Genomic DNA, 23,701 nt, shown 5'->3' with positions numbered 1-23,701 from the left:
TTCGCGGCTTTTCGGGGCAGTTTGCGGGCTCTTCCGGATTTAGAGTGCGTTGATCCGGTTTTGGAGTTGGCCGGAGTGGATCAGGGATCGCAGGATGTAGTGGTTGAGGTTGCGGAATCCCAGGGCGATGCCGCGGAGGTGCTCCAGGCGGCCGTTGATGGCTTCGACGGGGCCGTTCGAGACGCCGACGTCGAAGTAGGCCAGGATCTCGTGGCGTCGTTTCCAGAGGCTGCGTCCCAGTTGGGCCAGTTCGTCGAGCCCTTTGGGGAGTCCGGATCGGATTCGTTTGAGACACTTGAACATCGCCAGCTTGCCCGCTCTGCGGTCCGGGTTGGCGTAGGCGCCGATCAGGTCCTGGTAGTAGCAGGCGGTGACCTCCACTGCTGCGTGCGCGTCGTGAGCTGACAGGGCCTTGTCCAGCTTGGCCTTCTGCCTGGGGGTGAGCAGCTCAGTGCGGGTCAGCAGAATCCGGCGAATCCCGAACAGTGGGTCGCCGCTGCGGCCGCGGTGCCCGCAGGTGTTCTGCTGGACGCGCTGGCGGCACAGTGTGAGCTTGTCGGCGGCCAGGTGCACCACGTGGAACGGGTCCATGACCGCCCGTGCTGCCGGCAGAGCGTCGGCGGTGGCGGTGTGGTAGCCGGCGAACCCGTCCATCGCCATGACCTTGACTCGGCTGCGGAAGTTCGGGTCCTTGGCGCCCAGCCAGTCGGTGAGCACCGCGGCGGATCGGCCGGCCACCATGTCGAGCAGGCGGGCTGGGCCGGTGCCGTCGATGACCGGAGTCAGATCGACGATGACGGTCACGAAATCGGCCTCGCCCTGCCCGCGGCGGTGTTTCCACTTGTGTTCATCAACACCCAGATAGCGAACACCGTCGAGGTGGCCAGCACTGTTGAAGACCAGTTCACGAGTGAGTTCGGCGGCGACCGTGTTCACTGTGTCCCAGCTGACCCCCAACGTCTTGTGTACTTCTCCACGAAACCCGGGGTAGTCACCTCGGCCGCGCACCGCAGCGGCACTCGGCTCTGCACGGCCGTGTCGGCGTCGATCACCTCCTGCGGGACCTCGCCGCCGTAGAACATGTCCTTGAGGTAGTCGCGCGGGGCGACCACGAAGTTGTCGCCGGGTTTGGCGCCGGTGACCTGATAGGCGGTCTCCAGGCTCTGCTGGATGCGATCTTCCAGATCCTCAGCGTCGGCGTCCTTTTCGTGGATGTTGGTGATCTGCACGCCGTAGCCGAGCAGTGCCACCGCGTCGTAGCCGCCCTCACGCGCCTGCACCATCGTGGTGAGGCACGACCCCATCGAATGGCCCACCCCGACGACGGGTAGTTGGACAGGGGGCAGGTCCTCCACCAGCGTGCCTGCCGCAGCGCGGGAACGGACCTGGCGGACGACCTCGGCATCACCGGTGGCGAGCAGTTCCAGGCCCACCACCCCCGACGCGACGGGGTCGGTGCTCTCACCGACGCCGAGATGGTCGACCGCGACGACGATGTAGCCCGCTTCCGCCATGTGCTCGCCGAAGCTGTACCCGGGGTGGCCGGGTATCTCCATGTGCCAGTAGTGCTTGTCATACAGCCCGCCCGCCAGGCACACCAGGATCGCCGGAGCCAACGAAGGATCTTCGGGTAGGAATGCCCAGGCCGTTTGGGTGAGTTGTTCGCCGCTGCCAACGGCACCGGAGACATCGAACGTCAGCGAAAGCGGCATTTCTTCTTCGTTCTGTCGGTGGGGAGTGCGGGAATGAGGGCCGCGGTGTCCGCGACGCTGCGGAGCAGGTCGTTGAGATGCGTACAGGTCGTCGTGCCGTGCAATTCGTTGCGCACCCGGGCATGCAGTTCATCCAGTCGCATCCCGGCGATCCGGCGGGCGCTCGCGACGGCACCGGGGCACTCCTGCCAGGGCAGCACGCGCGGTGTGGCCTCCGCCCGCACGATCACGCCGGATCCGGGATCGACCGCAGCCTCGAGGGTGTACTCGTGGATGACCGTCACGACACCGTCGGCACGCACATAGGTGTCGCGAAACATCGCATCCACCAGAACATCTCGACCGCTGCGCCAGACGTCGAGCCGGCGTTGCCGACGCATACCGTGAACCGGCAGGTCGGCCATGTCGTGCCACGACAGCGGGTCGGCGGGATCGCGCAACTCCGGTGCGACCGGGCCCGTCACCACGGTCGGCTCGTCGCGCGCGAAGCTCGACATCAACAGGCCTCCCGTGACGAAGCCGGCACACTGGTCGGCGACCGGCATGTATCCCGTGGTGGAGGCCTTCCCCAGCACCCCGGACGCCGACAGTGCGTGGCCGGAGATCAGAGTGGCAACCGGGAGATCGTCGAGAAGCGTGTAGCGCAGATCGCGCCGCATCCGCAGCTCGGGTGCGGCCTTGTCGACCGCGTTGCGGAAACCGCTCATCGCCGGAGCGCCGACCAGGTGCAGGCCGGCGACCGGTGGCTGAATCGCGAGATGCTGCATGACGCGGGCCACCAGCTCCACGGTGGCCTCCACAGCCGCGGTGCCCAGCACCGTGGTAGTGCTGTCCGGCGCGGTGTAGAGGTCACGAGCGTGTCCGTGCAGGAACACGGGATCGAGGGAGCCCGGATCCCGCGTCATGTCAACCGAACTCGTGCGCCGCACCGATCCTGGCCGACGCGGCGGGGTATGACGCGTCGGGTCGTGGATGCCGTGCAGCGGGTGGCGCGGGAACCGCTGCATCACGCGATGCTGACGCTCTTGGTCCGCAGGAATTCGGCCAGGCCTTCGCGTCCGCCCTCCTTGCCGATTCCGCTGATCCCGAAGCCGCCGAACGGCCGGTGCACGGTCAGCGGTGCGGCACCGTTGATCAGCACCTCGCCGGTCTCCAGCTGCTCGGCGACCCGGTGCGCGCGCTTGAGATCGTTGGTGAACACATAACCCGACAGCCCGTAGGGAGTGCTGTTGGCGATCTCGACGGCCTGCTCCTCGGTGTCGAACGGGATGATCGACAACACCGGACCAAATACTTCCTTCTGTGCCAGCTCGGAATAGGGGTCGACGTCGGCGAACACCGTGGGCGCCACGAAGTATTCGTCCGCGAGATCGCCGCCGAGGCGCTCGCCACCGGTGAGCAGCCGGGCACCGTCCTGCTTGGCGCGCTCGATCATGCCGAGGATCCGTTGCAGCGCAGCCTCGTTGACGACCGGCCCGGCGACCGTGTCGGGTTCCAGAGGATCGCCGACCTTGACCATCGGTGCCAGCGCTGACACCCGCGTCAGGACCTCGTCGTAGAGCGGCCGGGCCACGATCATGCGCGTCGGGAACGCACAACCCTGACCGCTCATCATGCCGACCGACATCAACGTTCCGACACTGCAGGCGGTGTCGAGGTTGGCGTCCTCGAAGATGATGTTGCCGGACTTGCCGCCGAGTTCCATGACCGACGGTTTGATGTGCTCGGCGCACGACTGCAGGATCTTGCGCGCGGTGTCCGGGCCGCCAGTGAAAGTGACCTTTTTGACCAGCGGGTGTGCGACCAGCGCGGCGCCGGCGTCGCCGGTGCCCGGCACCACGTTGATGACGCCGTCGGGGATGCCGGCCTCGGCGGCCAGGTCGGCGAACAAGGTGGCGCTGAACGGCGTGAGCTCGGAGGGCTTGACGACGACGGTGTTGCCGGCGGCGAGGGCCGCAGGCACTTTCATCGCCAGCGAGATGAGCGGGCCGTTCCAGGTGATGATCACGCCGATCACGCCGTAGGGCTGGCTCAGCGTGTAGCTGAACTCGCCGGTCGTCCCGTAGGTGCCGGAGACCTCGCTGGTGATCTTGTCGGCCCAGCCGGCGTAGTAGCGCGTCCATTCCGCTGACATCGCGACCAGACCGGCCACCAGGCCGACCGGGGTGCCGTTGTCGAATGTGCCGAGGCGGACGAAGTCGTCGGTGTGCTGTTCGATCAGTTCGGCCAGCCGAAACAGCAGGCGCCGGCGTTCGGCGGGATTTGTCTGACGCCAGCTGTGGAAGGCATCGTGGGCCGCCTTGACGGCGTCGTCGATCTCGGCGGGTCCCGCCAGGGGGATTGCGGCGTCGGGAGCCCCGGTGCACGGGTTGATGTGGTCGAAGGTGCCACCGGACGCGGTGCGGCGCTTCTCACCGCCGATCCGCAGGGTGACTTCGGGGCGTTCGAGCGTCGAGGTCATGGAATCTTGACTCCCTTATCTCACTGAGAACCCGGCGTCGAGCGGCCAGGCGGTGCCGGTGATGAACCTGCCGGCGTCGGACACCAGCCACGCGACGGCCTCGGCGATGTCCTCGGGCTGCAGGATCTGAATCGGCAGGACGTTCTGCATGGCCGACAACGCCTCGTCGCCCTGCTCGAACAGTTTCGCCATCGTCTCGTTCATCACCATGCCGGTCGCGACCCCGGTCGGGTGGATGGTGTTGACCCGGATCGAATGCGGCCCAAGCTGATTGGCCCACACCTGCATCAGCCCGACCAGGCCGCGCTTGGCGGCCGCGTACGCCTGACCGCCGGCACGGTCGGTGCCGGTGCCCTTGAGGCCGGCGCTGGAGCTGGTGATGACGATCGACCCGCCCTGCCCTCCATTGATGACATGGGGGATGGCGGCTTCGACGGTGTTCCACACGCCGACCAGGTTGACGTCGATGATGTCGCGGAAGATCTGCCGCCGTTGCGAGGGCTCGTCGGAACTTAGTCGCACGATGCCCGCGTTCGCCACGACGATGTCGAGGCGGCCGAACCGTTCGACACCCTCGCGCACCACCTCGTCGACGGCGTCGGCATCGCGCACGTCCGCCTGCCGCGCCACGATGCTCCGCCCGGTGCCCTCGACGAGTTTGGCCGTCTCCTCGAGATCCGCGGGCGATGCGTTCGGGTAGTCCATCGAGTCGATGTCGGCGCAGATGTCGAGCGCGATGATGTCGGCGCCCTCGCTGGCCAGGCGCACCGCATGTGCTCGGCCCTGGCCCCGGGCGGCGCCGGTGATGAAGGCGACTTTGCCTTCGAGGTTTCCCATGAGTCGACTCCGTGTCAGTCCGGCGCGCGGCCGGTGTGGATGCGTGCCAACCTCAGACCTTCTTCGGAGTCGTCGACCTCGACGCTCCAGTCGCCGCACGTGCACCACGCGCGGTAGCGCCCGTTCTCGGGCACGACGACCTGACCGTCGCAATCGCCGCCGGTGTTGGCGATGCTGGTCAGGAATTCCAGGGGTTTCTCGTGCAGTGAGTTGTCGTCGTCAGCCATCGGCACCATCCGCGGCGCGGAACACCGGGAGCATCCAGCCGTCGGCGATCGGTGAAAAGTCCACGCGCAGCCGCATTCCGATCGTCACCTCCGCCGGGGCGATGCCGACGACGTTGCTGACCAGGCGTGCGCCCGGAGCATCGGGGAGGTCGACGACCACGGGGACCACGGTGAGATCGGGCATGCCCGGGAGACCGTGGATCACCGCGAAGCTGTACACGGTCGCCTCACCGCTGAGCTGGACCCAGTTGACGGCCTTGGACTGGCACTTCGGGCAGAACGGCGTCGGCGGCAGCCGAAAGGTGCCGCACTCGGCGCACTGCGGCGCCACCAGCCGTCGTTCCTTGGCCGCCTGCCAGAACGGCTCGGTGTGGGAGTTGACCGCGATCCGCACATGCTCGCCGGGCATGGTGGTCGCGAGCGTGGCCTCGGCTGTGCTCATGCCGCCTTCCCCAGAATCAGGCCGCTGACCGGCAGGCTGGCCGGACCGCCGGTGACCAACGCGAGTTCGGCGTCGGCCACCTGGTTGATGGCGGTGCCGCGCATCTGCTCGACTCCTTCCATGATGTGGGTCATGCCGATGATGTAGGCCTCCGACAGCTGGCCACCGTGCGTGTTGACCGGGATGGAGCCGCCGTCGTAGCGGATGGCCCCGCTCTCCACGAACGGTCCGCCCTCACCCTTCTCGCAGAACCCGTAGTCCTCCAACTGCATCAGCACCATCGGGGTGAAGTGGTCGTAGAGCAGCGCCACGTCGATGTCCTTCGCCGTGATTCCTGCCTGCCGGTAGAGCCGTTCGGCGATCGGTTTGTTCCCCGAGGACGCGAAGTACTCGTCGGGCATACCCATCCACGCGAAGGCCCGGCCCCAGTCCTTGACGCCGCCGTGGGCGGCGGCGACCACCGGCACCGGCGGCTGACGCAGATCCCTGGCGCGGTCCATGCTGGTGGTGATGACCGCGACCGCACCGTCGGTCTCCTGGCAGAAGTCATAGAGGCACAGCGGTTCTGCGATCATCCGGGCGTTGAAGTAGTCCTCCAGCGTCAGCGGGTTCCGGTGGATCGCCTTGGGCCGGTTCATGGCGTTCGTGCGGGTCGAGATCGCGATCTCGGCGAACGCCTCGCGGCGGGTGCCGTAGAGGTGCATGTGACGGCGCGCCAGCACCGACATCAGCTGACCCGGCCCGAACAGTCCCGACGGTTGCAGGAAGGAGTTGATCGGATCGGGCTCCATCGCCGAGAAGACCGATCCCAGGCGCTGCTTGGCCTGCTGCAGCGCCATGACGGTGACGACGACCGACGCGTCGCCGGCAACGATCGCCGCGCGCGCCAACCCGATGGCACCCGCCGACCCGCCGCCGCCCGACGTCAGTGCCGCGGTGAACCGGACTTCCGGAATACCAAGGGTTTCCATGAAGTCGGCGGTGTCCATCTTCTCGGTGTAGCCCGCGCTGGCGCCGGAGTAGTAGGCGAACCCGTCGATGTCGTGGACCGACAGGCCGGCGTCCTCACAGGCGGCGATGATCGCCTCGCAGGCGAGTTCGGTGGTGGTCTTCGGCACAGACCCGCCACGCTTGTAGTAGGGCGTCGCGCCGATGCCGACGATCGCGACGTCGCGGAGGCCGTTCGAATGTGTCACTGGATCAGATGCTTTCGGCCGGCACGGGTGGGACGTCGGGGAACAGTTCGAAGAACGCGCCTTGGGTGATGCGCAGCCGGGTTTCGTCGCTGACCCCGTCGAACAGCGTCTTGAGCGTGTCCTGGGTGTGGCCCCAGGTGCCCTCCATGTGCGGGTAGTCGCTGCCGAACATGACGTTGCGGTAGCCCATCGCCTCGAAGGCCTGCACCGCGCTCTCGTCGTGCTGGAAGGACGCGTACACCTGACTGTAGAGGATCTCCTTCGGGTTCCGGTTCAGCTTGGGCCGCACCGCCATGTGGTGCTGGCGGTATCCCTCGAGCAGCCGGTCGCCGAGGAACGGAACCCAGGTGGCACCCCCCTCGGAGATCAGCACCTTCAGGTTCGGATGCCGGTCCAGCGCACCGGAGGCCACCATCTTCATCGCGGCCCGCTGCCCCGAGAACGTCGTCTCGGTGTAGTTCATGATCGCGCCACCCGGGCCGCGGTACACCTGGCCGGCACCGCCCGTGGCGCTGTTGCCCTTCGCCGGATCCACCGGGTCGGTGCCGATGTGGAAGGCCAGCACCATGTTGGCCTCCTCGGCGGCCGCCCACAGTGGCTCCCAGTCGTCGCGATGCCAGTCCGGCGCACTCGGATGCGGAGTGGTCGGCAGGAACACCGCCTTGAACCCCTTGTCAGCGGCCCACTGCAGCTCCTCGACCGCGTCCTGCACGACCAGGGTGGAGATCTGTGCGGTCACCACATAACGCGGGGACACCGAGGCGATCTCCTCCAGCGCCCACTCGTTGCTGACGCGCATGCACGCCTTGAGCAACTCCGGGGTGCGGAACGTCGAGGCCCACATGCCCAGCGACGGGAAGATCACCTCGGCCCAGATGCCTTCCTGGTCGTTGTCGGCTAACCGGGCCTTGGCATCACGGCAGCCGTCCGGGCGGGAGCTCATTTCCGCGAACGCGAGCATCGCCGACGACGGCAACTTGCGCCGGAAGATCTGGCCGTCGACGTAGACGGTCTCGTACTCGCCGTCGGGATCTTTCTCCGAACGTGGGCACAGGTCGGCCAGCCGTTTCGGCAGGCGGGACACCCACAGGTCGTCTGGTTCCAGAAAATGCGAGTCGCCCGAATTCGCCCAGATCTTGGTCACGCGGTCCTCCAACCGTCAGCCGACGAGTGAAAAATTGATTTGCACTGAGGCTAGGGCGAGGCCAGTGGGCGTGTCAACCAGGTGTGGGTGAAAATCGGGCTGAATTAACGGAATGCTGCCGCATACGATGCGATACACATCACACAGCCACGTTATCTGTGGCATGACGCGAAAAATTCTTTTTCAAAGGAGTCGGACTAGATGTCGTCTTCCGCCGGTACCCAGGCCGCGCCCCAGTCGGTGACCCCACTCGCTGGCACCCGTGTCGTCGACTTGTCCACCACGCTGCCCGGCGTGGTCTGCACCCAGTTCCTGGCGGACTCGGGTGCCGACGTGCTGATGGTGGAACCACCCGGCGGCAGTCCGGTGCGCTCGCTGCGCGGCTGGCCCGCGTTCGGTCGCGGGAAGCGCAGCACGGTCGTCGACCTCAAGTCCGGTTCCGGGGCCGATGAACTGGATGCCCTGCTGCGCGACGCGGACGTCGTGGTGACGACGTTCAGCCCCGCTGCCCTGGCCGAACTGGGGATCGACTCGGAGGCGCTGCTCGCGCGCCACCCGCGGTTGGTGATCGCGCATATCACCGGCTGGGGGCGCAGTGGTCCGTGGCGCGACCTCAAGGGCTACGAGGGGCTGGTGCTGGCCAAGGCCGGTCTCTCACACGCGGTGCGTCGGATGGCCAATCCCCCGCGGCCGTCGTACGTGACCGTGCCCTACGCGAGCTTCGCCGCGGGACACATTGCCGTGCACGGCATTCTGGCCGCACTTCACGAGCGCGACCGCAGCGGGCTGGGGCAGATCGTCGACGCCGACCTGGTGCGCGGGGTGCACTCGATCGACGCGTGGAACTGGTTCGGCGAGATGGTCGGCATCCGGTGGCCGGATGCGTATGAGAACGTCGAGGCGTGGACCGAAGAGGGCACACCCCAGAGTCCGATGTTGCTGGCGCTGTTGGCCGCTCCCACCAAGGACGGTCACTGGTTGCAGTTCGCGCAGGTGTCCCCGCATCTGTTCGCGGCCATGCTAACCGAGTTCGGCATGATGGAACTGCTCGCCGACCCGAAGTGGAAGGGCTTCCCGGCTCTGGAGAGTCCGGTGCTGTACAAGGAGTTCTGGTCCATCATGCTCGCCAAGGTCGGTGAGCGCACCCTCGCCGAATGGCAGCAGGTGTTCGACAACAACCCCGACCTGTGTGCGGAGTTGTTCCGCTCCGGTCCGCAGGTCCTCGACCACCCCCAGCTCGTCCACGACCGGCGGTCGACCGTCGTGGAGGACCCGGAGGTCGGTCCGGTCCGCCAGCCCTCCACGCTGATCCACACGGCGGACGGACCCCTGCGCCAGCCGTCGCCTGCGCCCCGGCTGGGCGAGGCGGGCGCGGGATGGCGGTCCGAGGGCGTGGCGATGGCCGGTGGCGACGCGTCGTCGCAGCCCCCGCTGGCGGGCATCACGATCGTCGAGTTCGGTGAGATGTTCGCCGCGCCGTACGCCACGAGCGTGCTCGCCGACCTGGGCGCGCGGGTCATCAAGTTCGAGAACGTCAACGGCGACAACATCCGCAACCTCCTGCAGTTCCCCGAGGCGGCGGGCGCAAAGGTGATGCAGGGCAAAGAGAGTATCCAGGTCGACCTGCACACCGATGAGGGCAAGGCGGTCGCGCACCGGATCGTCGCCTCCGCCGACGTGGTGCTGCAGTCGATGCGCGCCGGTGCGGCCGAACGGTTGGGGATCGACGCGGCGACCCTGCGTGCCGTCAAGCCCGACCTGATCTACGTGTCCGCGCCGGGCTACGGCGTCGACGGGCCGTACGGCGCCCGCCCTTCCTACGCGCCCAGCATCGGTGCTGCCGGCGGGGTGGCGCTCACCAACACCCCGGACGCCGCGTGCGCGACGTCGTGCCTGGACGAGGTGATGCACCAGGCGCCGCGGGTGACCAGCGCCGGAACGGCGCCGGAGTTGCAGAGCGACGGCCTGGCCGCCCTGGCCGTCGCGTCGGCGATCCTCACCGCGCTGATCGGGCGGGACCGCGGCAACCCGGTCAACGACGTGCGGACCTCTATGCTGGGCACCGTCACCCATGTGCTCACCGACTGGCTCGTCGACTACCCGGATGCGCCGACGGCCCCCGCCCCGGTCCACGACGGCAACGGGCTCTCGGCCCTGTACCGGATCTACGCCGCCGGCGACGGGCACATCTTCCTGGCCGCACCGCAGCCGAAGGAATGGCAGCCGCTCGTCGACGCGTTGCGGGACTTCGCCGATCTCGCCGACGACCGCTTCGCCACGCCCGAGGGCCGGGCCGCCAACGACGACGAGCTCGCCCGGAGGCTGGAGGCGGTGTTCGGCAAGGAACCCGCAGCGTTCTGGGAGAAGCGCCTGTCCGCGGCCGGGATCGGCTGTGTGGAACTCTACGAGGGCGCCCCGGCGCGGCTCATCCAGACCGATCCGGCGCTGGCGGCCGAATACACCGTGCCCGCGGTGAGTCCGGTGTTCGACGAGCACCTGCGGTTCTCCCCGCTGGCCGGCCTGAGCCGGTCTGCGACCAGGGCCCCGGGCGGGTGCCTGGCCGGCCAGCACACCGCCGCCGTGCTCAGGGAGTTCGGCTACGATGACGCGACAATCGCGAAATGGCAGGATGCCGGTGTAATCAACTGTGGCTGAGACACGGACGGTCGATCGCTCATCGGAGCGGCAGCACATCATCGATGCCGCCTACCGGTGCCTGCACCGCAACGCCGGCTCGGCGGTGTCGATCACCGAGATCCTCGACGAGGCCGGGCTGGGCACCCGCGCCTTCTACCGCAACTTCAGCACCAAGCACGATCTGCTGCTGGAGCTGTTCCGCCGCGACCGGGACGCGGTCCGGGCGCAACTTCGCGAGGTTGTCGCCCGCGCCGAGGGGCCCGTCGAGGCGTTGCGGGCGTGGATGGCGCACATGCTCGACCTGGTGTCGAATCCACGCAAACGCAAGAGGATGGCGACCTTCTACTCCGAGGAGATGCGGCGAACGCCCGGCTATGACCGCGAGCTGGAGATCATGAGCGCCGCCGATCAGGCGTCGATCGCCGCGATCCTGCACCGCGGCAAGGCCGAGGGGATCTTCACGGAATGCGCACCGGAGTCCGACGCCCGGACGATCCGCGCGGCGGTCGAGGCCGCGCTTCTCGACCGGTTCCAGCAGAAGACCACCGGGAGCGTGGCCGACGAAGTCGACCACCTGATGGGCTTCGTGCTGCGCGGGTTGGGCGCTGCCGGAATGGAAGGCGCACCCGATGATCGTTGAGGTCCGGCGCCAGGACCGGATCCTCGTCATCGCGATGAATCGCCCGGCTAAACGCAACGCGGTGAACAAGGAGATGGCCGAGGCGCTCAGTGCCGCGCTGGATCTCATGGATGACGACGACGAGCTGTGGGCGGGTGTGCTGACGGGCACCCGCGAGTTCTTCTGCGCCGGCACCGATCTGAAGGACGGAGCGGACGCGCGAACCGAGCGCGGCGGGGAGTACGGAATCATCCGCCGCCGTCGCCGGAAACCGTTGATCGCCGCGGTCGAGGGTGCCTGCTTCGGCGGTGGCATGGAGATCGCCTTCGCGTGCGACCTGGTCGTCGCGGCCACGACGGCGCGCTTTGCCCTGCCCGAGTCACGGCGTGGTCTGGTGCCGTCGTCGGGCGCCCTGCTCCGGGCGACGCGGTCGCTGCCCATTCATCTGGCCAAAGAATTGATGATCACCGGTGCGGAGTTGTCCGGCGAACGGGCTCACCATTTCGGTCTGGTCAACCGGATAGCCGAACCGGGCGCCGCTCTGGAGGCGGCGATCGACCTCGCCGAGGACGTCTGCCAGTCCTCGCCGACGGCGGTGCAGGCGATCCTCGAGGCGTTGGCGGATCAGCTCGATGAGGCCGATGCCGTCGGGTGGACGGCGACGGCGAAGGCCGTCGATCGGGTCGTGAGTTCCGATGATCTGCAGGAGGGCCTGGCGGCCTTCTTCGAGCGACGGCCGCCGCGGTGGGTCGGTCGCTGACGTCAGGTGCGCGGCAGTGGGCCGGCCAGCCCGCGCGGTGAGGTGCCGTACAGCCAGCTGACCGCCTGGCCGATCTCCGAGAACTCCAGGGACGCCCCGTCTTTGGCGTGGTAGCGACTCGGCGCCTCGGTGAACCCCTCGATGCGGCTGAGCTTGTGGCCGTCGACGCGCAGGATCTGACCGGTCAGCCAGCCCGACTCGGCCGACTGCAGCCAGGCGACCACCTCGGAACTGCGGGCCGGATCCAGGGCCGGGTCGTCGGCCCGCTCGCCCTTGAAGAAGTCCTGGCTGATGCGCGTGACGGCCAGCGGTGAGATCGCGTTGGCGACCACGCCGTAGCGGCGTCCCTCCATCGCGGTCACCACGGTGAGGTTGGCGATCGCCGCTTTGGCGGCGCCGTAGGCGGCCTGGCCGATGTTGCCCCACAGCCCCGCACCGGAGACCGTGTTGACGATGCGGGCGTCGATCTGGTTGCCCGCCTTGGCCTGTGCGCGCCAGTACTCGCACGCGTGCCTGGTCACGGCGAACGTGCCCTTCAGATGCACCGCGATGACGGCGTCCCAGTCCTCCTCGGTGGCGTTGGCGACGGTGGCGTCGCGCACGATGCCCGCGTTGTTGACCACGCCGGTCAGCATGCCGAAGGTGTCGACCGCGGTGCGGATCATGTCCGCGACGTCGTCCCACTTCGCGACGGATCCGGTGTGCGCCACGGCTTTTCCGCCCATGGCCTCGATCTCGGCGACGACCTGCGCGGCCGGTCCCGCGTCACCCGCGGTGCCGTCGCGACCGACGCCGGGGTCGTTGACCACCACCGCGGCACCGTGTTTGGCGAGCGCGAGGCAGTGCGCGCGCCCGATACCGCGGCCGCCTCCGGTCACCAGGACAACCCGTCCGGCCAATGGTGAGGTCATTGAGAGTCCTTTCACTCGAACAGTGCCGCGATCAGTCGGCGGCGTTGGGTCCAGTCGGCGCCGCGCAGATCGGCGTGACCCGACTCGGTGACGATCACGTCGATGTCATGGGCGGGGGTGGACGCGGGCCTACTCAGCCGCTCGACATAGGGGGAGCGGCCGTTGACCGTCGAGGGCACCGCGATGATCGACAGGCCGCCGCGGCTCATCGCGCCCGCCGCGCAGTAGTCAGGGTGCCCGCCGATCCCGCCGACGACCTTGTCGCCCACGCCCTCGACGTTGACCTGCCCGAAGGGGTCGATCTCGATCGCCGTGTTCACCGCGACCAGCGGTGTCCCCCGCGACAGCCGGGTGAGATCGTGGGTGTGTTCGATCCCGCGCAGGATCGGCCGGCCGTCGGCCCACGTGTAGAGAGCTTCGCTACCGAACAGGTAAGTGGCCGAAGGGGTTCCGGCCAGAAGACCCTTGCGCTCCAGGCCGAGCACCGCGTCGGTCAGCAACCCGGTGTCGATGCTCACCGGCTGGCGGATCCGGTCCAGCAGTGCGGTGCCCAGTTGACCGGGTCCGTACTGCAGGCGCGCACCTTCCGGGACGAATCGGAGCACCGCGTCGGCCAGCGCCTCGTGAACCGGTTCCGGGGCGCGCGACGGGATGGTCACCGGTCGGTCGGCGCTGCGCCCGACCACACGCATGGCACTCGCGGGCAGCGGGGGACCGGCGTCGGCGCAGACCCCGTCGTCGACGACGGCCAGCACCGGAACGCCGCTGTCCACCAGCTCGCGTTGCCAGGACACTTCGGTACCGAAGTGAAAAGACCCGTCGCGGTGGATGACTCGCGTCAACAGCACATCGGGACACAACGCGTCACGCAACAGCGCGGCGATCGCGCTCAACCGCACCGGAACGAACCGGGCGTTCGGTGCGCGCAGGACGTCGCGGACACCCCAGCCCGGCATAAGCGCGACGATGTCGCGGAACACCTCCGTCGCCAGGCCGTCCAGTGGCGCGGTCAACCAGCCCAGGACCAGGCGGATGTCGCCGAGCTCCGCGGCGAGCGCACTCAGCGTCGCGGCGACCGAGGTGCCGTCGTCCGCGCACCGCAGTGCACCGACGCCGTCGCCCAGCGCGACCGTCATCCCCGGGCGCAGACGTGCCCGCAGCTCCGCGGCCAGCGGTGAGCGCAGCAGATCCGTTGTCACCGAGGTTCTTTGGGAAGCCCCAGCACGCGTTCGCCGAGGATGTTGCGCTGGATCTCGCTGGTGCCGCCCAGGATCGTCTGGGCGCGGCCGACCAGCATGGCGCGCACCAGATCGGCGTCGTCGGTGCCCGCGGTTGGGTCGACGCACACGTCGGTGCCGAGCACCTCGGTCGCCATGTCGGCGAGGTCGCGGTCGGTCTCCGACGTCATCAGCTTGAGCACCGAGAACGCCGCCGAGGTCGTGTCGCCCTCGTCGATGGCGCGCTGCCAGGTGTAGCGCAGCAGCCACATCCGGGCCCACAGTCTGGTCATCGACCGCGCCAGCACCGGATCGAGCGCACCGCGGTCACGGGCCGCGGCAACCAGCTTCTCGTGCAGCTTGAACATCGCGACGGCCTGGGAGCCCAGCGTCAGCCGCTCGCGCCCGAGCGTCATGATCGCGATCGTCCACCCTTGGCCGGGCTCACCGATGATGGCGTCGTCGGGCAGCTCGACGTTGTCCAGGAAGACCTCGTTGAACTTGCTCTCGCCGTCCATCTGCTTGAGCGGGCGGACGGAGACGCCGTCGGCGTCCATCGGGACGATGAACATGCTCAGCCCGCGGTGGGAGTCGGGGCCGGTACGGGCCAGCAGGAGCCCGTAGTCCGCGGAGTTGGCCGCCGAACTCCACACCTTCTGGCCGTTGATGCGCCAGCCGGTGTCCGTCTTCTCCGCCCGGGTGCGCACACCGGCGAGGTCGGAGCCGGCGCCCGGTTCGCTGAACAACTGGGTCCAGACGTGGTCGCCGAGCCGGATCGGCTCGAGGTAGCGCGCTTTCTGCTCGTCGGTGCCGAACTTGATCAGCACCGGGCCGACGAGGTCGATCGCGGTGATGGCCAGTTGCCGGGGCACCCCGGCGCGCGCGCACTCCTCGGCGAAGGCGGCCTGGAACGCCACCGGCGCGTCCGCGCCGCCGTACTCCCTCGGCCAGTGCAGGCACACATAGCCGTGGTCGGCCAGGTACTTGTGCCACGCCCGTCCGGGCTCGATGTCGTCGGCCGTCGGAGTCGGGCCGTAGTTGCGCAGGCCGGCGGGCTTCGGTGCGTCGGCGAGGAAGTCGCGGAACTTCGCGCGCAGGTCGCCGAGGGAGTCGGTGCTGGCTGGGCCGTTGTCGGTAATCGTCACGTCACTTCCAGGCGGTTCGTCCGGACTAAATAGAAAAACATTTAGCCCGTTTACTGTCGGTGAGTCTACTCACGGGCGAAACGTGCAGCAAGAGTCTCCCCTTATATCAATATACATATATCGATATCGCGCTAGACTCGGAGTGCGCGACGACGCGAGGAGACCCATGGACTTCGATCTGAACGGCAAGCGGGCACTGGTCACCGGCAGTAGTTCGGGAATCGGTGCGGGCATCGTCGAGACGCTGGCGGCCGAGGGGGTGTCGGTCGTGGTGCACGGCCGCAACGCCGAACGCGCCGAGGCGGTGGCCGACCGGATCCGCGCCGACGGCGGCACGGCCGCGACCGCCGTCGGCGATCTGGCCACCGAGGACGGTGCCGCACAGGTCGCCGACACCGCTGCCGCGGCGTTCAGCGGCATCGACATCCTGGTCAACAACGCCGGCGGGTCCTCCGAGACCGGCATCCAGTCGTGGTTCGCGTTGCCCGTGTCGGAGTGGGGCGTCACCTACCAGCGCAACGTGATGTCCGCCGGCTACCTGATCCACGCCCTGGTACCGGCGATGAAGGAGAGCGGCTGGGGCCGCATAATCCAGATCGCTTCCGCCGCGGGCATCATCCCGACATCGGGCCAACCGGACTACGGCCCGTCCAAGGCAGCGATGATCAACATGTCGATGGGCTTGTCAAAAGCCTTGGCGGGCACCGGCATCACCGTCAACACGGTGATGCCCGGCATGATCATGACCGAGGGACTCAGGGACTTCCTGCGGACCTTCGCCGACCACCGCGGCTGGGGCGACGACCTCGACAAGGCCGCCGACTACATCCTCAAGGGCACCGGCCAGACCGTGCACCGCATCGGGCAGGTCAGCGACGTCGCCTACGCCGTCGCGTTCCTCGCCAGCCCGCGGGCCGACTTCCTCAACGGCATCAACCTCCACCTCGACGGTGGCGCGACGCAATCGATCTACTGACATGCACTTCACCCTCGAATACCCGAGCGACGTCCCCACCGCCAACCCCGAGCTCCGCGAGCCCGCCGTCCTGCGCGCACTGTCGGTACACGCCGAAGCGGTCGGGTTCGACGCCATCGCGCTCGCCGATCATCCCGCGCCGTCGGCGAAGTGGCGCCGCTCCGGAGGCCACAGCACGTTCGACCCGGCCGTCGCGCTGGCGTTCTTCGCGGCCGCCACCTCGACCATCCGGCTGATGACGCACCTGTGGGTGCTGCCGTTCCGCACCCCGTACCTGACCGCCAAGACGCTGTCGTCGCTCGACGAGGTGTCGGGCGGCCGGCTCATCGCCGCCGTCGGCGCCGGATACCTGCGCTCGGAGTTCGCCGCGCTCGGTGTCGAATTCGAGAACCGCGTCACGCTTTTCGACGAGTACCTCGCCGCCCTGCGCGCGATCTGGCTGCACCCCGAAACACCCGTCACGGGAACGACGTTCGCTGCGGCGGGGGAGATGGCTGTGACGACGCCGGTGCAGAAGCCGCACCCGCCGCTGTGGATCGGGGGCAACAGTCCCGCCACGCTGCGCCGCGTCGTCGAACACGGCAGCGGGTGGTGCCCGATGGTCAACCCCGCCGCCGTCGCCTCGTCGGTGCGCACCGCGGCGATCGAGACCGTCGACGACTTCGCGCGGACGGCCGACAAGCTGCGGCAGCTGCTCGCCGACGCGGGCCGGGATCCCGCGCAGATCGAGATCCAAGTCGCCGTTCCCGCAGTCGATTTCGACGACGCCGCCGCGGTCGGCGAGCTGGATCGCTTCGTCTCCGCCGTCGGCGCCGCCGGGGCGACCCGGATCCTCGCGCATGTGCACGCCTCGTCGGCGTCGGCGGCCGAGACCTACATGACCCGGTTCGCCGAGCACTTCGGCCTGTAGCGGTCAGACGATCCGGGCTTCGGCGCCCAGCCGGTCCCAGTGCTCGGAGGGCTTGCCGAACAGCACCTCGTCGGTGCGCGCCCGTCGCAGATAGAGATGCGCCGAGTTCTCCCAGGTGAACCCGATGCCGCCGTGGATCTGGACGTTCGCGTGCGCGGCGTTGCGCAGCGCCTCCGAGCACACCGCTTTGGCCATGCTCGCCCGCCAGGTCTTCTCGTCTGCCGGCCCGACGTCGAACGCCTCCAGCGCGGCCTGCGACGCCGACCGGGCCAACTCGAGGTCGACGAGCATGTCGGCGCACTTGTGCTTGATCGCCTGGAAGCTGCCGATCGGGCGGTTGAACTGCTCGCGGGTGCGGGCGTAGTCGGTCGCGATCTCCAGCACCCGCTCGCAGGCGCCGACCTGTTCGGCGGACAGCACCGCCAACGCCAGGTCGACGCTGTCCGCGATGGCCTCCTCGACCGCGCCGCCGCGGGCCAGCAGGGTGGCCGGCGTGGAGTTGAAGGTGAGGGTCGCCATCGGCCGGGTGCCGTCGAGCACCTCCTCCTCGGCGACCGCGGCACCGGCGGCGTCGAGCGTGAACAAGGCGAGCTCACCGCCGGCGACCGCCGCGACGACGAGGTCGTCGGCCGACGCGCCGTGAAGGACATGGCGCACAACACCGTTGAGCGTCCACCCGGTGGCCCCGTTCTCCGCTGAGACGGTCACGTCCTCGCGCCGCCACAGCCCGCCGTCGCCCGTCAGTGCGACGGCGACGGTGCGCTCCCCGTCGACCAGGCCGGCGAGCCGGTCACCGGCGTCGGCGGCCAGCAGCAGGTTGGTCGCCAGCACCGTCGCGACGAACGGCACCGGCGCCAGCGCGCGCCCGAACTCGTGCGCGACGACGCCCATCGCGGACGCGCCGTAACCGGCGCCACCGAACCGCTCGGGCAGCGCGATCGCGGTCACCCCGACCTGCTGGCACAACACCTTCCACAGCTCGGTGTCGAAACCGCGGTGCTGAGAATCACCGTCGTAGGCCACCGCGCGCACCCGCTCCTCGGGCGAGAGTCGCTCGCATGCCGCGCGGATGGACTGCGCGAGCTCCTGGCGTTCCTCGACGCTCAGCGCCGTCATCGGATTCCTCCTGTGAGTTGTTGTACGAGTTCGCGTTTCGCGATCTTCCCGAGACCCGTCATCGGGAACTCGTCGACGACGACGAGCCGCTCGGGCCACTTCTGCTTCATCAGTCCGCGCTCGTCGAGGAAGGCGCACACCTCCCCGAGAGTGAGATCCCGCCGACCGGGTGAGCGGCGCACGACGGCGCAGACCAGCTCGCCGCGCTCCTCGTCGGGATGTCCGATCACCGCGACCTGGTCGATGAGCGGGTGCGCCAGCAGCTCGTTCTCGATCTCCTCGGGAGAGATGTTCTCGCCCTTGCGGATGATCAGATCCTTGACCCGGCCCGTGATCACGATGCGGCCGTCGGGCCGCAGGTGCCCGCTGTCCCCGGTGCGGAACCAGCCGTCCGCTGTCGTCGACCCCGACCACTGGTCGGGGTCGACGTATCCCGTGGTGACGTTGGAGCCGCGCAGTTCGATCTCCCCGTTCGCGGCGATGCGGATCTCGGAGCCCGGGATGGGACGCCCGCTGCTGTTGGACTGTTGTTCCTCGGTGTCGGCGGCCTCGCTGACACCGATCATCGGCGCCTCGGTCATTCCGTAGGCATGCACGATCGGTATGCCCATGTGGGCCCGCACCTTGCGGTGCACTTCGGGTGGGCACGGGGCGCCGCCACCGATGAGCATGCGCAGCGTCGGGACAAGCGGCTCGTTCTGCCCGGATGCCAGTTGCGCGGACAGCAGCATCTGATAGAAGGCCGTACTGCCGCCGGTCACCGTCACCCGGTACTCGGCGAGCAACCGCAGAAGTTCGTCGGCTTCGACCTTGGGGATCAAGAGGACCGGAAAGCCGGCCAGCAGCGCACACGACAGGTAGACAATCCCGCCGATATGGGCGACGGGGAACGCGATTGTGCTGACTTCCTGGGGATGGGTGCCGAGCCCGAGGTGAGCGGTGAAGCCGCGGGCCGCCGCCAGCAGCGTGCTGTCGGTGTGGCGAACGCCCTTGGGACGTCCGGTCGTTCCGGAGGTGAAGTAGATCCACCGCACGTCGTCCGGCCGAGGGTCCTCGACGAGCACCGGCTCGGCCGGCATCGCCCGCAACACGTCGACGAAGTCGTCGGGCAGCGTGATCACCGAGGTGTCGTCGGGAGCGTTGGCGGCGGTGGAGGCGTCGACGATGAGGACGTCGGCACCGGCGACGTCGAGGGCGGCTTGGACCTCCCGCTGTCGATAGAGGTGCAGCACCGGGGCTTGAACGACCGGCATGCGGGCCAGCGCCAGCATGAGCAGCGCCGCGGCGCTGTGCGCGGGCAGTTGCCATGCGACCGTCATCCCGGGCTGCACGCCCGCGTCGGCGAGCCAACGGGTGGCCGCGGACGACAGACGCGCCACCTCCGCGACCGTGAGGCAGCCGCCGTCGACGTCGATCAGCATGCGCTGATCCGGCTTTCGCGCCGCGGCGTCGTCGAGAAGTCCGGCGATGGTGGCGGTCATGACCGTCCCGCGATGAACGTGCCGATGGCGTCGGCGGTTTCGGAAGGATGATCCAGCATGACGTAGGTTGAGCTGCCCTCGATCAGGCGCAGTCTGGAGTTCGGGAAGGCCTCGGCGAGGCGCTGCGCGTGGCTGACAGGAAATAGGTCGTCGGCGGTGCCCCACAAGACCAGCACGGGTTTTGTCCACTTCCCGATAGCCTGGGCTGCGGCCGCCGTGTGCTGCGGATGCAGCCCAGCGCTGAACCGCACTGCCTCCCGGCGGACCGCGGCCGAGCTCAGGAAGCCGCCGAAGATCGCGTCGTCGCGGTCCCCGGTGATCCCGTTCCTGGTGACGGCGCGCTTGAAGAAGGCTAATCCCGGGCCGGTCGCCAGCAGCCGCAGTACTGCACCTCCGAGGGGAGGAGCGACACGGCACAGCTTCACCAGCGGGGCGAACTGCTTCGGCGGGAAGTGCTCGAAGGTGTCGCAGTTGGTGAACACCAGCCGTGACACCCGCGACCAGTCCAGCCCGAGAATCCCCAACGCCGACAACGTGATTCCACCCCCGGAGTCATTGGCGACCAGGGTCACGTCGCGCAGGTCCAGCTGTTCGAGCAACCCGATGATGCGCCGGCCACACGCGACGACATCCAGATCGACGCTGTCGCCGACCGGCGTGCGTTGCGCGCCGAACGGCCACGTCGGCGCGATACACCGGTGTCCCCGGGACAGTCGCGTGACCACGTCGTCCCACAGGGCGCCGGTGACGTAGGCGCCGTGGACGAAGACGATCGGCGGCCCGCCGCCGACATCGGTGTACTCGATAGCGGCGTCATCGACGGTGATGGTCGTCGCGCTCATCTCGACAGGATCGTGATGGCTCCGGTGCCGGGCGAGCCGTACACCTGGGCCAGGCCGACCTTGGGGTTGTTGGGCACCTGGCGTTCGCCCGCGGTGCCGCGCAGTTGGTGGACCAGTTCGTAGACCTGGCGCAGGCCGGACGCGCCGACCGGTTCGCCGTTGGCCAGCAGCCCGCCGTCGGTATTGATCGGGATCCGGCCGCCGATCTCGGTTTCGCCATCGGCCAGCATCTGCTCCTGCTCGCCGTCCTTGCACAACCCGGTTTCGGCCATGTGGATGATCTCCGAGCCGGAATCGGTGTCCTGCAGCTGCGCGACGTCGACGTCCTCCGGGCCGATGCCGGCCTGCTCGTAAGCCGCTTTGGCGGCCGCGGCGGTGGTGCCCTCCACCAACGGCAGCTCGATCGAGGTGCGCAGCAGTTCGTAGCACCCCTCCCGACGGCTGCGCAGGGCGCTGGCGCGCAGATAGATCGGGGTGCCGGTGTACTTCTTGGCGTCCTCGGCCCGGCACACCACCACGGCGGCCGCACCCTCGTTCGGGTTGCAGTACATGAACTGGCGCAGTGGGGCGTTGACGACGGGGGACTCCAGGATCGTCTCCAGGCTCATCGGCTTGCGCCGCCACGCGTGCGGTGCGCGTGCGCCGTTGCCGAGGTTCTTGACCGCGACGCGGGCCAGCGTCTGCTCGCTGATGCCGTGGTCGTGCATGTAGCGCATGATCTTGGTGCCGAAATAGTGCGTCGTCAGGAACATGCCCTGATCGCCGTACCACTGCGGCAGACCCGCGACCGCGGGGTCGGCGCCGAACGCGCCGCGCGGATGCTTGTCCAGTCCGACGCCGACGGCGATGTCGGCCACGCCCGCCACAACGTCGCGGGCGGCGAGGGTGAGCAGCGAGTTGCCGGTGGCGCAGCCGCTCAGCGTGGCCCGCGCCGGGATGCCGGTCATGCCGACCAGGCCGGTGATCGCCTCCGGGTTGGCCACCTCGAGGCTGCCCGCGTAGAGGCTGCCGACATCGGACCAGTCCACGCCGGCATCCTTGAGCGCCCGGCCGATGGCGACCGCACCCATTTCCAAAGCCGAGCGGTCTGCGTATCGTCCGAACGGATGAATGCCGACGCCGATGATCGCGATGTCGGGTGTGCTCATGGCGCTCCTCGTGTGGGATGTTCGTAAGCGGGGTGCTATAAATATAACTATATAGCGGATTAGCGAAGGACTGAGGGCGTTGAGCATTGCACTTCTGCTGGAGATGGCCGTCTCGGGGGATCCTGACCGGGTGGCAGTCATCGACCGTGACGTTCGGCTGACCACCACGGAGCTGGCGCGGCTGGCTGGCGGCGGCGCGCAGGTCATCGCGGGTTCCGGGGTTCAGCACGTCGCCTACGTGGGGCTCGGCGGGGCGATGCTGCCGCTGCTGATCTTCGCGTCGACGCACGCGACCGTGCCGTTCACGCCGTTGAACTACCGGCTGAGCGCCGAGGGCCTGCACCAGCTCATCGAGCGGCTGCCGTCACCACTGGTGATCGCCGACGACGAGTACGTCGACGCGGTCGCCGGCACCGGCAAGCAGGTGATGCGCTCGTCGGAGTTCGTTGAGGCGGCGCGCGCGGCCGAACCCCTGGAGGGCTTCGCCGACCCCGACAGCGTCGGGATCGTGCTGTTCACCTCCGGCACGACCTCACGCCCGAAGGCCGTCGAACTGACCCACAACAACCTGACCAGCTACGTCACCGGCACCGTCGAATTCGCCGACGCCGACGCCGAGGACGCGGCGCTGGTGTGCGTGCCGCCGTACCACATCGCGGGCGTCGGCGCGGCGCTGTCGAACCTGTACGCGGGCCGGAAGATCGTGTGCCTCAGCCGGTTCGACCCTGCGGAGTGGGTGCGGCTGGTGGCCGACGAGAAGGTGACGACGGCGACGGTGGTGCCGACGATGCTCGACCGCATCGTCACCGAACTGGAGGCCCGGCCGCGGGAGCTGCCGTCGTTGCGCAACCTGGCCTACGGCGGCTCGAAAGTCGGTCTTCCGTTGGTGCGCAAGGCTCTTGAGCTGCTGCCCGACGTCGGGTTCGTCAACGCCTACGGGCTGACCGAGACCAGTTCGACGATCGCGGTGTTGGGTCCCGAGGACCACCGGATCGCGCTGGCGTCCGACGACGAGAAGGTGGTGCGCCGGCTCGGGTCGGTCGGCCAGCCGGTGCCCGGCATCGAGATCCAGATCCGCTCCAAGAACGGTGAGGTGCTCGGGCCGGGGGAGACCGGTGAGCTGTTCGTGCGCGGGCCGCAGGTGTCGGGCCGGTACACCGGGATCGGGTCGGTGCTCGACGACGACGGCTGGTTCCCGACGAAGGACGTCGCGATGGTCGACGAGGACGGCTACCTGTTCATCGGCGGGCGCTCCGACGACACGATCATCCGCGGCGGGGAGAACATCGCGCCCGCCGAGGTCGAGGACGTGCTGATCGAGCATCCCGCGGTGCACGACGTCGTCGTGGTCGGGCTCGAGGACGACCAGTGGGGACAGATCATCGTCGCGGTCGTCGTGCCCGAGCCGGGCGCCGAGGTCGAACCGGGGGACTTGCGGGCGTTCGCGCACAAGACATTGCGCGGCTCCCGCACCCCGGACCGGATCGAGATCGTCGACCGGTTGCCGACCACCGACACCGGCAAGGTGCTGCGCCGCGAGATCCTCGAGAACCTGCGGGCCGGCGCCCTCCAGAACTGACAGCAGCCAAATCCTAAGGAGCACAACAGTGATCAAGAACGGCACCCGTCTCAAGAGCCAGGTCTGCGACACCCAGGTGATCGTCGTGCGGACCGCCGACAGCCTCGATGACCTGCGCTGCGGCGGCGCCCCGATGGTGACGCTGGACGCCGAGCCCGGCGCGGGTCTGAGCCTCGACCCGGCGTTCGCCGACGGCAGCGCGATGGGCAAGCGCTACGTCGACGAGGGCGGCGCCGAGGTCCTGGTGACCAAGGCCGGCGCCGGCACGCTGAGCATCGGCGAAACGCCGCTTTCACTCAAGGAGGCCAAGCCGCTGCCCGCCAGTGACTGAGCCCGTGTCA

At 68.6% G+C, this 23,701-nt stretch carries 23 protein-coding genes; 7 read left to right on the top strand and 16 right to left on the bottom strand.

The annotated features are described in order from the left end of the window. Window positions 1-39 precede the first annotated feature (39 nt). From CKW28_RS16080 to CKW28_RS16040, 9 genes are all read right to left on the bottom strand, one after another. On the bottom strand, window positions 40-1,008 hold the full coding sequence (locus tag CKW28_RS16080; RefSeq protein ID WP_234785072.1) for an ISL3 family transposase: 969 nt from the start codon (window positions 1,006-1,008) through the stop codon (window positions 40-42). Beyond that, a complete protein-coding gene (locus CKW28_RS16075; protein ID WP_234785073.1) occupies window positions 933-1,616 on the bottom strand; it encodes an alpha/beta fold hydrolase in 684 nt (227 codons plus the stop codon). The genes CKW28_RS16080 and CKW28_RS16075 overlap by 76 nt, the downstream gene beginning before the upstream one ends. Window positions 1,617-1,696: 80 nt before the next feature. After that, window positions 1,697-2,500 carry a DUF2889 domain-containing protein gene (locus CKW28_RS16070; protein WP_234785074.1) on the bottom strand — a complete coding sequence of 268 codons (804 nt, stop codon included), beginning with the start codon at window positions 2,498-2,500 and terminating at the stop codon, window positions 1,697-1,699. Window positions 2,501-2,718: 218 nt separating this feature from the next. Continuing rightward, entirely contained in the window at window positions 2,719-4,173 is a 1,455-nt protein-coding gene (locus CKW28_RS16065) for an aldehyde dehydrogenase family protein (protein WP_003923685.1), read from the bottom strand. Window positions 4,174-4,188: 15 nt separating this feature from the next. After that, window positions 4,189-5,010, bottom strand: a complete 822-nt coding sequence (locus CKW28_RS16060; RefSeq protein WP_003886648.1) for a mycofactocin-coupled SDR family oxidoreductase — start codon at window positions 5,008-5,010, stop codon at window positions 4,189-4,191. 14 nt (window positions 5,011-5,024) lie between these two features. Further along, entirely contained in the window at window positions 5,025-5,246 is a 222-nt protein-coding gene (locus CKW28_RS16055; protein ID WP_003886647.1) for a hypothetical protein, read from the bottom strand. Next, entirely contained in the window at window positions 5,230-5,679 is a 450-nt protein-coding gene (locus CKW28_RS16050) for a Zn-ribbon domain-containing OB-fold protein (protein ID WP_003886646.1), read from the bottom strand. Before CKW28_RS16050 ends, CKW28_RS16055 begins: the two co-directional genes overlap by 17 nt. Then, complete coding sequence (locus tag CKW28_RS16045; RefSeq protein WP_003886645.1) at window positions 5,676-6,875, bottom strand: thiolase C-terminal domain-containing protein; 1,200 nt, start codon at window positions 6,873-6,875, stop codon at window positions 5,676-5,678. The genes CKW28_RS16050 and CKW28_RS16045 overlap by 4 nt, the downstream gene beginning before the upstream one ends. Window positions 6,876-6,879: 4 nt before the next feature. Continuing rightward, window positions 6,880-8,019 (bottom strand): amidohydrolase family protein, encoded by a 1,140-nt coding sequence (locus CKW28_RS16040; RefSeq protein WP_003886644.1) that lies wholly within the window; start codon window positions 8,017-8,019, stop codon window positions 6,880-6,882. Between the two features lie 201 nt (window positions 8,020-8,220). On the opposite strand from CKW28_RS16040, the gene CKW28_RS16035 reads away from it, so the two are divergent. The 3 genes from CKW28_RS16035 to CKW28_RS16025 are packed head-to-tail and all read left to right on the top strand — an operon-like array spanning window position 8,221 to window position 12,035. Continuing rightward, window positions 8,221-10,674: a CaiB/BaiF CoA transferase family protein gene (locus tag CKW28_RS16035; RefSeq protein ID WP_003923686.1), complete on the top strand. Its 2,454-nt coding sequence runs from the start codon at window positions 8,221-8,223 to the stop codon at window positions 10,672-10,674. After that, window positions 10,667-11,296 carry a TetR/AcrR family transcriptional regulator gene (locus CKW28_RS16030; RefSeq protein ID WP_003923687.1) on the top strand — a complete coding sequence of 210 codons (630 nt, stop codon included), beginning with the start codon at window positions 10,667-10,669 and terminating at the stop codon, window positions 11,294-11,296. The genes CKW28_RS16035 and CKW28_RS16030 overlap by 8 nt, the downstream gene beginning before the upstream one ends. Continuing rightward, entirely contained in the window at window positions 11,286-12,035 is a 750-nt protein-coding gene (locus tag CKW28_RS16025; RefSeq protein WP_003923688.1) for an enoyl-CoA hydratase-related protein, read from the top strand. Before CKW28_RS16030 ends, CKW28_RS16025 begins: the two co-directional genes overlap by 11 nt. 2 nt (window positions 12,036-12,037) lie before the next feature. Here the strand turns inward: CKW28_RS16025 and CKW28_RS16020 are convergent, their stop codons facing one another. From CKW28_RS16020 to CKW28_RS16010, 3 genes are read right to left on the bottom strand one after another with little or no spacing between them, the layout of a single operon-like run. Next, the gene (locus CKW28_RS16020) at window positions 12,038-12,946 is read right to left on the bottom strand and encodes an SDR family NAD(P)-dependent oxidoreductase (protein WP_192810886.1); all 909 of its coding nucleotides are present in this window, start codon (window positions 12,944-12,946) and stop codon (window positions 12,038-12,040) included. A gap of 11 nt (window positions 12,947-12,957) precedes the next feature. Then, window positions 12,958-14,145, bottom strand: a complete 1,188-nt coding sequence (locus CKW28_RS16015) for an acetyl-CoA hydrolase/transferase C-terminal domain-containing protein (RefSeq protein ID WP_003923689.1) — start codon at window positions 14,143-14,145, stop codon at window positions 12,958-12,960. Next, on the bottom strand, window positions 14,142-15,308 hold the full coding sequence (locus CKW28_RS16010; protein ID WP_003923690.1) for an acyl-CoA dehydrogenase family protein: 1,167 nt from the start codon (window positions 15,306-15,308) through the stop codon (window positions 14,142-14,144). Before CKW28_RS16010 ends, CKW28_RS16015 begins: the two co-directional genes overlap by 4 nt. A gap of 166 nt (window positions 15,309-15,474) precedes the next feature. Between CKW28_RS16010 and CKW28_RS16005 the strand changes: the two genes are divergently transcribed. After that, window positions 15,475-16,284, top strand: a complete 810-nt coding sequence (locus tag CKW28_RS16005) for an SDR family NAD(P)-dependent oxidoreductase (RefSeq protein WP_003886637.1) — start codon at window positions 15,475-15,477, stop codon at window positions 16,282-16,284. 1 nt (window position 16,285) lies between these two features. Next, the gene (locus CKW28_RS16000) at window positions 16,286-17,194 is read left to right on the top strand and encodes a TIGR03619 family F420-dependent LLM class oxidoreductase (RefSeq protein WP_003886636.1); all 909 of its coding nucleotides are present in this window, start codon (window positions 16,286-16,288) and stop codon (window positions 17,192-17,194) included. A 3-nt stretch (window positions 17,195-17,197) separates the two neighbouring features. Here CKW28_RS16000 and CKW28_RS15995 read toward each other — a convergent pair whose 3' ends face one another. From CKW28_RS15995 to CKW28_RS15980, 4 genes are read right to left on the bottom strand one after another with little or no spacing between them, the layout of a single operon-like run. After that, window positions 17,198-18,310, bottom strand: coding sequence for an acyl-CoA dehydrogenase family protein (locus CKW28_RS15995; RefSeq protein WP_003886635.1), 1,113 nt, complete (start codon window positions 18,308-18,310; stop codon window positions 17,198-17,200). After that, entirely contained in the window at window positions 18,307-19,791 is a 1,485-nt protein-coding gene (locus tag CKW28_RS15990; protein ID WP_003923691.1) for a class I adenylate-forming enzyme family protein, read from the bottom strand. Before CKW28_RS15990 ends, CKW28_RS15995 begins: the two co-directional genes overlap by 4 nt. Further along, window positions 19,788-20,633: an alpha/beta fold hydrolase gene (locus tag CKW28_RS15985; RefSeq protein ID WP_003886633.1), complete on the bottom strand. Its 846-nt coding sequence runs from the start codon at window positions 20,631-20,633 to the stop codon at window positions 19,788-19,790. The genes CKW28_RS15990 and CKW28_RS15985 overlap by 4 nt, the downstream gene beginning before the upstream one ends. Next, complete coding sequence (locus CKW28_RS15980) at window positions 20,630-21,781, bottom strand: thiolase family protein (RefSeq protein ID WP_003886632.1); 1,152 nt, start codon at window positions 21,779-21,781, stop codon at window positions 20,630-20,632. The genes CKW28_RS15985 and CKW28_RS15980 overlap by 4 nt, the downstream gene beginning before the upstream one ends. Before the next feature lie 79 nt (window positions 21,782-21,860). Between CKW28_RS15980 and CKW28_RS15975 the strand changes: the two genes are divergently transcribed. Further along, the gene (locus CKW28_RS15975) at window positions 21,861-23,360 is read left to right on the top strand and encodes a class I adenylate-forming enzyme family protein (protein ID WP_197700595.1); all 1,500 of its coding nucleotides are present in this window, start codon (window positions 21,861-21,863) and stop codon (window positions 23,358-23,360) included. Between the two features lie 28 nt (window positions 23,361-23,388). Continuing rightward, window positions 23,389-23,691 (top strand): hypothetical protein, encoded by a 303-nt coding sequence (locus tag CKW28_RS15970; protein ID WP_003886630.1) that lies wholly within the window; start codon window positions 23,389-23,391, stop codon window positions 23,689-23,691. Window positions 23,692-23,701: the final 10 nt, after the last annotated feature.

This window comes from Mycolicibacterium thermoresistibile (assembly GCF_900187065.1).
GTDB classification, from domain to species: domain Bacteria; phylum Actinomycetota; class Actinomycetes; order Mycobacteriales; family Mycobacteriaceae; genus Mycobacterium; species Mycobacterium thermoresistibile.
This window is presented reverse-complemented; position numbering and strand designations above follow the sequence as displayed.

What these genes read in the sequence shown, in the direction of transcription:
- CKW28_RS16065 (WP_003923685.1), bottom strand. Translation starts at nt 4,173, where the DNA reads ATGACCTCGACGCTCGAACGCCCCGAAGTCACCCTGCGGATCGGCGGT.
- CKW28_RS16060 (WP_003886648.1), bottom strand. Translation starts at nt 5,010, where the DNA reads ATGGGAAACCTCGAAGGCAAAGTCGCCTTCATCACCGGCGCCGCCCGG.
- CKW28_RS16055 (WP_003886647.1), bottom strand. Translation starts at nt 5,246, where the DNA reads ATGGTGCCGATGGCTGACGACGACAACTCACTGCACGAGAAACCCCTG.
- CKW28_RS16050 (WP_003886646.1), bottom strand. Translation starts at nt 5,679, where the DNA reads ATGAGCACAGCCGAGGCCACGCTCGCGACCACCATGCCCGGCGAGCAT.
- CKW28_RS16035 (WP_003923686.1), top strand. Translation starts at nt 8,221, where the DNA reads ATGTCGTCTTCCGCCGGTACCCAGGCCGCGCCCCAGTCGGTGACCCCA.
- CKW28_RS16025 (WP_003923688.1), top strand. Translation starts at nt 11,286, where the DNA reads ATGATCGTTGAGGTCCGGCGCCAGGACCGGATCCTCGTCATCGCGATG.
- CKW28_RS16020 (WP_192810886.1), bottom strand. Translation starts at nt 12,946, where the DNA reads ATGACCTCACCATTGGCCGGACGGGTTGTCCTGGTGACCGGAGGCGGC.
- CKW28_RS16005 (WP_003886637.1), top strand. Translation starts at nt 15,475, where the DNA reads ATGGACTTCGATCTGAACGGCAAGCGGGCACTGGTCACCGGCAGTAGT.
- CKW28_RS16000 (WP_003886636.1), top strand. Translation starts at nt 16,286, where the DNA reads ATGCACTTCACCCTCGAATACCCGAGCGACGTCCCCACCGCCAACCCC.
- CKW28_RS15995 (WP_003886635.1), bottom strand. Translation starts at nt 18,310, where the DNA reads ATGACGGCGCTGAGCGTCGAGGAACGCCAGGAGCTCGCGCAGTCCATC.
- CKW28_RS15990 (WP_003923691.1), bottom strand. Translation starts at nt 19,791, where the DNA reads ATGACCGCCACCATCGCCGGACTTCTCGACGACGCCGCGGCGCGAAAG.
- CKW28_RS15985 (WP_003886633.1), bottom strand. Translation starts at nt 20,633, where the DNA reads ATGAGCGCGACGACCATCACCGTCGATGACGCCGCTATCGAGTACACC.
- CKW28_RS15980 (WP_003886632.1), bottom strand. Translation starts at nt 21,781, where the DNA reads ATGAGCACACCCGACATCGCGATCATCGGCGTCGGCATTCATCCGTTC.